Source organism: Streptomyces sp. NPDC047880 (assembly GCF_040706515.1).
GTDB lineage: Bacteria > Actinomycetota > Actinomycetes > Streptomycetales > Streptomycetaceae > Streptomyces.
In genome coordinates this window covers 307,601-314,162 of the sequence record NZ_JBEZOK010000007.1, presented here as the reverse complement: position 1 = coordinate 314,162, position 6,562 = coordinate 307,601, and the positions used below count along the sequence as shown (strand labels likewise).

Annotated in this window: 7 protein-coding genes; 4 read left to right on the top strand and 3 right to left on the bottom strand. The window is 72.9% G+C overall.

Annotation, left to right across the window (positions count from 1 at the left end; genetic code table 11):
* The coding region (locus tag AB0937_RS14580) for a cbb3-type cytochrome c oxidase subunit I (protein ID WP_366711878.1) at positions 1–278 on the bottom strand (278 nt) is incomplete at its 3' end.
* Positions 279–383: 105 nt separating this feature from the next.
* Between AB0937_RS14580 and AB0937_RS14575 the strand changes: the two genes are divergently transcribed.
* Together AB0937_RS14575 and AB0937_RS14570 are read left to right on the top strand one after the other, a co-directional pair.
* On the top strand, positions 384–944 hold the full coding sequence (locus AB0937_RS14575; RefSeq protein WP_366711857.1) for a sigma-70 family RNA polymerase sigma factor: 561 nt from the start codon (positions 384–386) through the stop codon (positions 942–944).
* Positions 937–2,166, top strand: coding sequence for a CU044_5270 family protein (locus tag AB0937_RS14570; protein ID WP_366711855.1), 1,230 nt, complete (start codon positions 937–939; stop codon positions 2,164–2,166). The genes AB0937_RS14575 and AB0937_RS14570 overlap by 8 nt, the downstream gene beginning before the upstream one ends.
* A gap of 55 nt (positions 2,167–2,221) precedes the next feature.
* On the opposite strand, the gene AB0937_RS14565 is transcribed toward AB0937_RS14570, so the two are convergent.
* Together AB0937_RS14565 and AB0937_RS14560 are read right to left on the bottom strand one after the other, a co-directional pair.
* A complete protein-coding gene (locus tag AB0937_RS14565) occupies positions 2,222–2,587 on the bottom strand; it encodes a nuclear transport factor 2 family protein (RefSeq protein ID WP_366711853.1) in 366 nt (121 codons plus the stop codon).
* Between the two features lie 308 nt (positions 2,588–2,895).
* Entirely contained in the window at positions 2,896–4,650 is a 1,755-nt protein-coding gene (locus AB0937_RS14560) for an ABC transporter ATP-binding protein (protein ID WP_366711851.1), read from the bottom strand.
* Positions 4,651–4,812: 162 nt separating this feature from the next.
* Here AB0937_RS14560 and AB0937_RS14555 point away from each other — a divergent pair, with 162 nt between their 5' ends.
* Together AB0937_RS14555 and AB0937_RS14550 are read left to right on the top strand one after the other, a co-directional pair.
* Positions 4,813–5,901, top strand: a complete 1,089-nt coding sequence (locus AB0937_RS14555; protein WP_366711849.1) for an S-(hydroxymethyl)mycothiol dehydrogenase — start codon at positions 4,813–4,815, stop codon at positions 5,899–5,901.
* The gene (locus AB0937_RS14550; protein WP_366711847.1) at positions 5,901–6,530 is read left to right on the top strand and encodes an MBL fold metallo-hydrolase; all 630 of its coding nucleotides are present in this window, start codon (positions 5,901–5,903) and stop codon (positions 6,528–6,530) included. The genes AB0937_RS14555 and AB0937_RS14550 overlap by 1 nt, the downstream gene beginning before the upstream one ends.
* Positions 6,531–6,562 lie beyond the last annotated feature (32 nt).

Genomic DNA, 6,562 nt, shown 5'->3' with positions numbered 1-6,562 from the left:
AACGCCACGTCGGGCGCGCCGATCTGCAGCGGCATGATCCAGTTCGCGAAACCGGCGAACAGCGGCGTCGCGAACATCAGCAGCATGATCGTGCCGTGCATCGTGAACGCCTGGTTGAACTGCTCGTTCGACATGATCTGCAGACCGGGCCGGGCGAGCTCGGCGCGCATGACCAGCGCCATCACGCCGCCGATGACGAAGAACGCGAACGACGTCGCCAGGTACAGCGTGCCGATCGTCTTGTGATCCGTGGTCGTCAGCCACTTGAGGTGCCTCATACCCCGCCTGTGTCCGAGCCCCGCCCGGACGTCACACTTCACCGACGCGACGAGAATCACGAAATCGGGTGTGACGATCGAGAAGGTGCCGGACACGAACGGGACATGAGCAACGACGAGGTCTTCGCCGCTGCCTACCGCGAGCACTACTGGGCGGTCAGCCGCTATGTCGCACGGCGACTGGACGGACGGACCGTCGACGTGGAGGAAGTGGTGGCGGAGGTGTTCACGGTGGCCTGGCGGCGCCGGGCCGACCTGCCGCCCTCCCCGCTGCCCTGGCTGTACGGCGTGGCGCGCAACTGCCTGGCCAACGCGGTGCGCGGCCACGGACGCCGCCGCCGGCTCGTCGACCGGCTCGGCAACGACGACACCGCGCACGGACGGCACATCGCGGCGGGCCCCGAAGCCGACACCCCCGGCGGCTGGGTGCACGAGGCACTCGCCCGGCTCTCCCCGGCCGACCAGGAAGTGCTGCGCCTGACGGCCTGGGAGGAACTCGGCGTCGACGAGGTCGCCGTCGTCCTCGGCTGCGGCAGCCGGGCCGCCGCCATGCGGCTGCACCGGGCCAGGCGCCGGCTCAGAGCGGAGATCGACCGTGTGCGTCCCGAGGCCCCGACCGCCGAGCACCCCTGCATGACCGCCCCGAAGGAACACGGCCATGGCTGATGAACTCGAACTGCTGCGCGGCGCCGACCCGGTGCCGCCTGACGGCCCCCGCTTCGGCGACGGTCCCCTCGACCACAACGCCGAACGGCGGCTGGAACGGCTGCTGCGGGAGCCGGAGGACCGGCTTCCGGGCCGAGCGGGTCTGCTCCCCGGCCGCAGGCGCGCACAGCGGGTCCTGTTCCCCGGCCCCACGGGCAGGCGGTCGGGTCTGCTCCCCGGCCGCAGGCGCGCACAGCGGGGCCTGTTCCCCGGCCCCACGGGCAGGCGGTCGGGTCTGCTCCCCGGCCGCAGGCGCGCACAGCAGGGCCTGTTCCCCGGCCGTGCACGGGCGCAGTGGGGTCTGCGGCCGGGCCGTCTGCCCGGCCGGCTGCCGCCGGGGTCCGGCCGGCTGCGCCTGGCCTGGGGCCTGCTCGCCACGGCCGTCGTCGCCGCCCTGACCCTCACCCTCGTGCTGAGCGGCGCGAGCGCCCCACCCGCGGTCGCGGCGCCCCGCCCGCTGGTGGTCGAGTCCGGCTCCACACCCGTGTCCCTGGAACACATGGCCGAGCGGGCGTCAGCCGCCGCCGACGCCCCCGGCGCGCCCCGCCTGCGCAAGGGCACACATGTGCAGTCCTGGAGCCTGGGCATGTCGGACGACAAGCCCCCGATCACCCTGCCCGAGGAGCGCATCGTGCGCTGGAGGGCCGACGACAGCCGCACCGAACTGGTCGTGGCCACGGATCCCAGGCACCCGGGCCGCCCGGTCCTCTCGGACGCGGGCGGCAGACCGCACCTCGTCGACGACGGCCACGTCCTGCTCGACCGGACCTACCCGCCGAGCTGGAGCGACGCCCCGCCCTACTCACCCCCGCCCCGGGATCCGGCCCGGCTGCGCGGCTACCTGACGGAGTCTCAATTCACCGGCACGGCGCTGACCACGCCCGAACTGCTGGACTCCATGGCGGCACTGCTGGACCACTGGACCCTCGGGGCACGGGAGAGCGCGGCGCTCACCCGGCTGCTGGCCGGCGCCGACGGACTGCGGCCGGTCGGCCGGGTGACCGACCGGCTGGGCCGCCAGGGCCAGGCCTACGTGAACGACAGCGGCGGCGTCCGCCGCATGCTGATCATGGACCCGGCCACCGGTGCGGTCCTCGGGCTGGAAAGCACCATGACCCGGCCGGAGCCCGCCTTCGGTGTCGAGGCGGGTGACGTCATGTCGTACAGCGCGTGGATGCGCTGAGCACGACGCCCGCTCCGCGTCGTGACGGAGACGGGGTCCTCACCGGCCCCGCCCGCTACTCGTCCCAGGCCTGGACCAGCGTCTGCTCGGTGATCTTGCCGTCGCGCAGCGACAGCATGGACTCGGACAGCACGCGCACCCCGTCCGCGTACTCGCAGCTCTCGCTGTAGGCGGCCTCGTCGCCCTGGATCACACAGCGCTCCAGCTTGTGCGACATGTCGCGGCTGTAGACGTCCTCCAGCATCCGCCCGATCTCGTCCCGGCCGTGCAGGACCTTGGGGTGGCTGGGCTGGGTCGTGTGGTCCACGATGCGCATCTCGGCGTCGTCGGCGTAGAGGGAGAGCAGGATCTCCGGGGTGTGACCTTCCAGGCCCTGGCGCAGGGTCTCTCGGTCGAAGGCGGGGTCTGCGGCGGTTCCCATGTTGACCTCCTTCGAAGGGCCGCGACCCGGCGGGAGCGGGCCGCGAAAGCCTCTCCTGTCGAGGTTCCTCCCGCCCGGCGGACTCGGCAAGCCCAGCCGGGCACCGGGCCTGACGGGTGGGCGGAACGGGCCGCCCGTGTCGGCCGGGGACCCGTCCACATGGCGACAGGCACGATCTCAACACGACGTATCGGCGCCGCCGTTGGTCTCGCCGCCGGGTCGTCACGGGCCTCGCCGCGCCGAGGGCGAACGCGGCCCCAGCGGAGGCGAAGAGCCCGTCCGGACCCGTCCCTCACCCGTGCCCGGGCTCAGTCCGCCGTGGCGAGGAACTGCGTCGCCGCCAGCTCCGCGTAGAGCGGATCGGCCGTCACGAGCTCACGGTGCGTGCCGACCGCCCGGACCCGGCCCGCGTCCATCACCACGATCCGGTCGGCCATCGTCACCGTGGACAGCCGGTGCGCCACGACGAGGACCGTGGTCGTGCGGGCCACGTCCGCGACGGTGTCCCGCAGCGCCGCCTCGTTCACCGCGTCCAGCTGCGAGGTCGCCTCGTCGAGCAGCAGCAGCCGGGGGCGGCGCAGCAACGCGCGGGCGATGGCGACGCGCTGCCGTTCACCGCCGGACAGCTTGGTACCGCGGTGCCCGACCAGCGTGTCCAGCCCACCCGGGAGCCGGGCGACCAGGTCGTCGAGGCGGGTCGTCTTGAGGACCCGTGCGAGGGCGCCCTCGTCCGCCTCCGGATTGCCCAGCAGCAGGTTGTCCCGCAGGGACCCCGACAGGACCGGCGCGTCCTGCTCCACGTAGCCGATCGCGGCACGCAGCCGTGGCAGCTCCCAGTCGTCCAGGTCCCGCCCGTCCAGGGTGATCACGCCGGACTCGGGGTCGTAGAACCGCTCGATCAGCGAGAAGACGGTGGTCTTGCCGGCGCCGGACGGGCCGACGAAGGCCGTCATGCCCTGCGCGGGCACGGTGAACGTCACGCCGTGGTGGACGTAGGGCAGGTCCTCGGCGTAGCGGAAGCGGACGTCGTCGAAGGCGACGGCTGCGGGCCGCGCGCCGGGCTCGGGCAGCCCGGCCGCCTCGGCGGCCGGCTCGGCGGGAAGGCGCAGCGCCTCCTCGATGCGGGTCAGGGCCGCAGCACCCGTCTGGTACTGCGTGATGGCACCGACGACCTGCTGGATCGGCGACATCAGGTAGAAGACGTACAGCAGGAACGCCACCAGGGTGCCCACGTCGACCGCGCCGGTCGCCACCCGGGCGCCACCCACGGCGAGGACCGTGATGAAGGCGACCTGCATGGACAGCCCCGCCGTGTTGCCCGCGGCGGCCGACCACTTGGCGGCCCGCACGCTCTGCCGCCACGACTCCTGCGCCGCCTCGTGCAGCGTCCGCTCCTCCCGGTGCTCCGCGCCGGACGCCTTCACCGTGCGCAGGGCGCCCAGGATCCGCTCCAGCGAGGCACCCATGACCCCCACCGCGTTCTGCGCCTCACGGCTCGCCTTGTTGATGCGCGGCACGATCACCCCGAGGACCACGCCCGCGCCCAGGACCACGGCCAGGGTGACACCCAGCAGCACGGCGTCCACCAGGCCCATCATCACCACCGTGGCGACGAGTGTCAGCCCGCCCGTGCCCAGTCCGACCAGCGAGTCGGTGGTGACCGCGCGCAGCAGCGTGGTGTCGGAGGTGATGCGGGCCATCAGGTCACCCGGTTCGCTGCGGTCCACGGCGGTGATCCGCAGCCGCAGCAGATACGACGACAGCGCGCGCCGCGCGCCGAGCACCACCGACTCGGCGGTGCGGGTCAGCACGTACGAACCCAGCGCGCCCAGCGCCGCGTTGGCCACGACCAGGGCCGACATCGCCAGCAGGGCACCGGTGATGGCCCGCTCGTGCGACAGGTCGTCGATCAGGTCCCGCGCCACCAGCGGCAGCAGCAGCCCGGTCGCCCCGGTGACCAGGGAGAGCAGCGCGCCGGCGAACAGGGACCAGCGGTGCGGCCGTACGTATCCGAGGAGCTGTCGCCAGGGGGGTGTGGCGGTCCCGGTCTCTGCGATGCTCACGGCGCTCCCTCGGCGTCGGCGGAGCGTTCAGGCTACGTCGCCCCCGACCCGCGCGGCCTGCCCTTTTCGAGCAGAACGGGACGGCCGGTCCGCGCCCCTTACCGATCAGTCGCGCGTAGGGTCGGAAGGGAACGGACCCCGGCCGACGAAGGAGTCAGCAGCATGGCCCAGGAAGTACGCGGCGTGATCGCCCCCGGCAAGGACGAGCCGGTGCGGATCGAGACGGTCGTGGTGCCCGACCCCGGCCCGGGCGAGGCCGTGGTGCAGGTGCAGGCCTGCGGGGTGTGCCACACCGACCTGCACTACAAGCAGGGCGGCATCAACGACGAGTTCCCGTTCCTGCTCGGCCACGAGGCCGCGGGCGTGGTCGAGGCGGTCGGCGCCGGTGTCACCGACGTCGAACCCGGTGACTTCGTGATCCTCAACTGGCGTGCGGTGTGCGGGAAGTGCCGTGCCTGTCTGCGCGGGCGGCCCTGGTACTGCTTCGACACCCACAACGCGCGGCAGAAGATGACCCTCGCCTCGACCGGCCAGGAGCTGTCCCCTGCCCTCGGCATCGGCGCCTTCGCGGAGAAGACGCTGGTCGCGGCAGGCCAGTGCACCAAGGTCGACCCGGGCGTGGCCCCGCAGGTGGCCGGGCTGCTGGGCTGCGGCGTGATGGCCGGCATCGGCGCCGCGATCAACACCGGGAACGTCGGCCGGGGCGACTCGGTCGCCGTCATCGGCTGCGGCGGGGTCGGCGACGCGGCCATCGCCGGATCGCGGCTGGCCGGAGCGGCGACGATCATCGCCGTCGACATCGACGACCGCAAGCTGGCGACCGCTCGCTCCATGGGCGCGACGCACACGGTCAACTCGCGCGAGACCGACCCGGTCGAGGCCATCCGCGAACTCACCGGCGGCTTCGGCGCCGACGTCGTCATCGAGGCCGTCGGCCGGCCCGAGACCTACAAGCAGGCCTTCTACGCCCGTGACCTCGCGGGCACGGTCGTCCTCGTCGGTGTCCCCACACCCGAGATGAAGCTCGAACTGCCGCTGCTCGACGTCTTCGGCCGCGGTGGGTCACTGAAGTCCAGCTGGTACGGCGACTGCCTGCCCTCCCGCGACTTCCCCATGCTGATCGACCTGCATCTGCAGGGGCGCCTGGACCTCGGCGCGTTCGTCACGGAGACGATCGGACTCGACGAGGTGGAGAAGGCCTTCGAGCGGATGCACCACGGCGACGTGCTGCGCTCGGTGGTGGTGCTGTGATGGCCACGCGTGTCGAACACCTCGTCACCTCCGGCCGGTTCAGCCTCGACGGCGGCACCTGGGACGTCGACAACAACGTGTGGATCGTCGGCGACGACCACGAGGCGATCGTCATCGACGCCGCCCACGACGCCGACGCCATCGCCGAGGCCGTCGGGGACCGCCGGCTCACCGCCATCGTCTGCACGCACGCCCACAACGACCACATCGACGCCGCCCCCGCGCTCGCCGAGCGCACCGGCGCCACCATCTGGCTGCACCGCGACGACCTGCCGCTGTGGAAGCAGACCCACCCGGACCACGACCCGGACGCCTGGCTGGTCGACGGCCAGACGATCGAGGCCGGCGGCGCCGACCTCAGGGTTCTGCACACCCCGGGGCACGCGCCCGGCGCCGTCTGCCTCTACGACCCGGGACTGGGCACCGTCTTCACCGGCGACACCCTGTTCCAGGGCGGCCCCGGCGCCACCGGCCGGTCCTTCTCGCACTTCCCGACGATCATCGACTCGATCCGCGACCGGCTGCTCGCCCTGCCGCCCGAGACGACGGTCCGCACCGGCCACGGCGAGTCCACGACCATCGGAGCGGAAGCCCCGCACCTGGAGGAGTGGATCGCCAGGGGCCACTGATCGTGTGCCGCCCGTAGCGCCGGCCGCGTGTC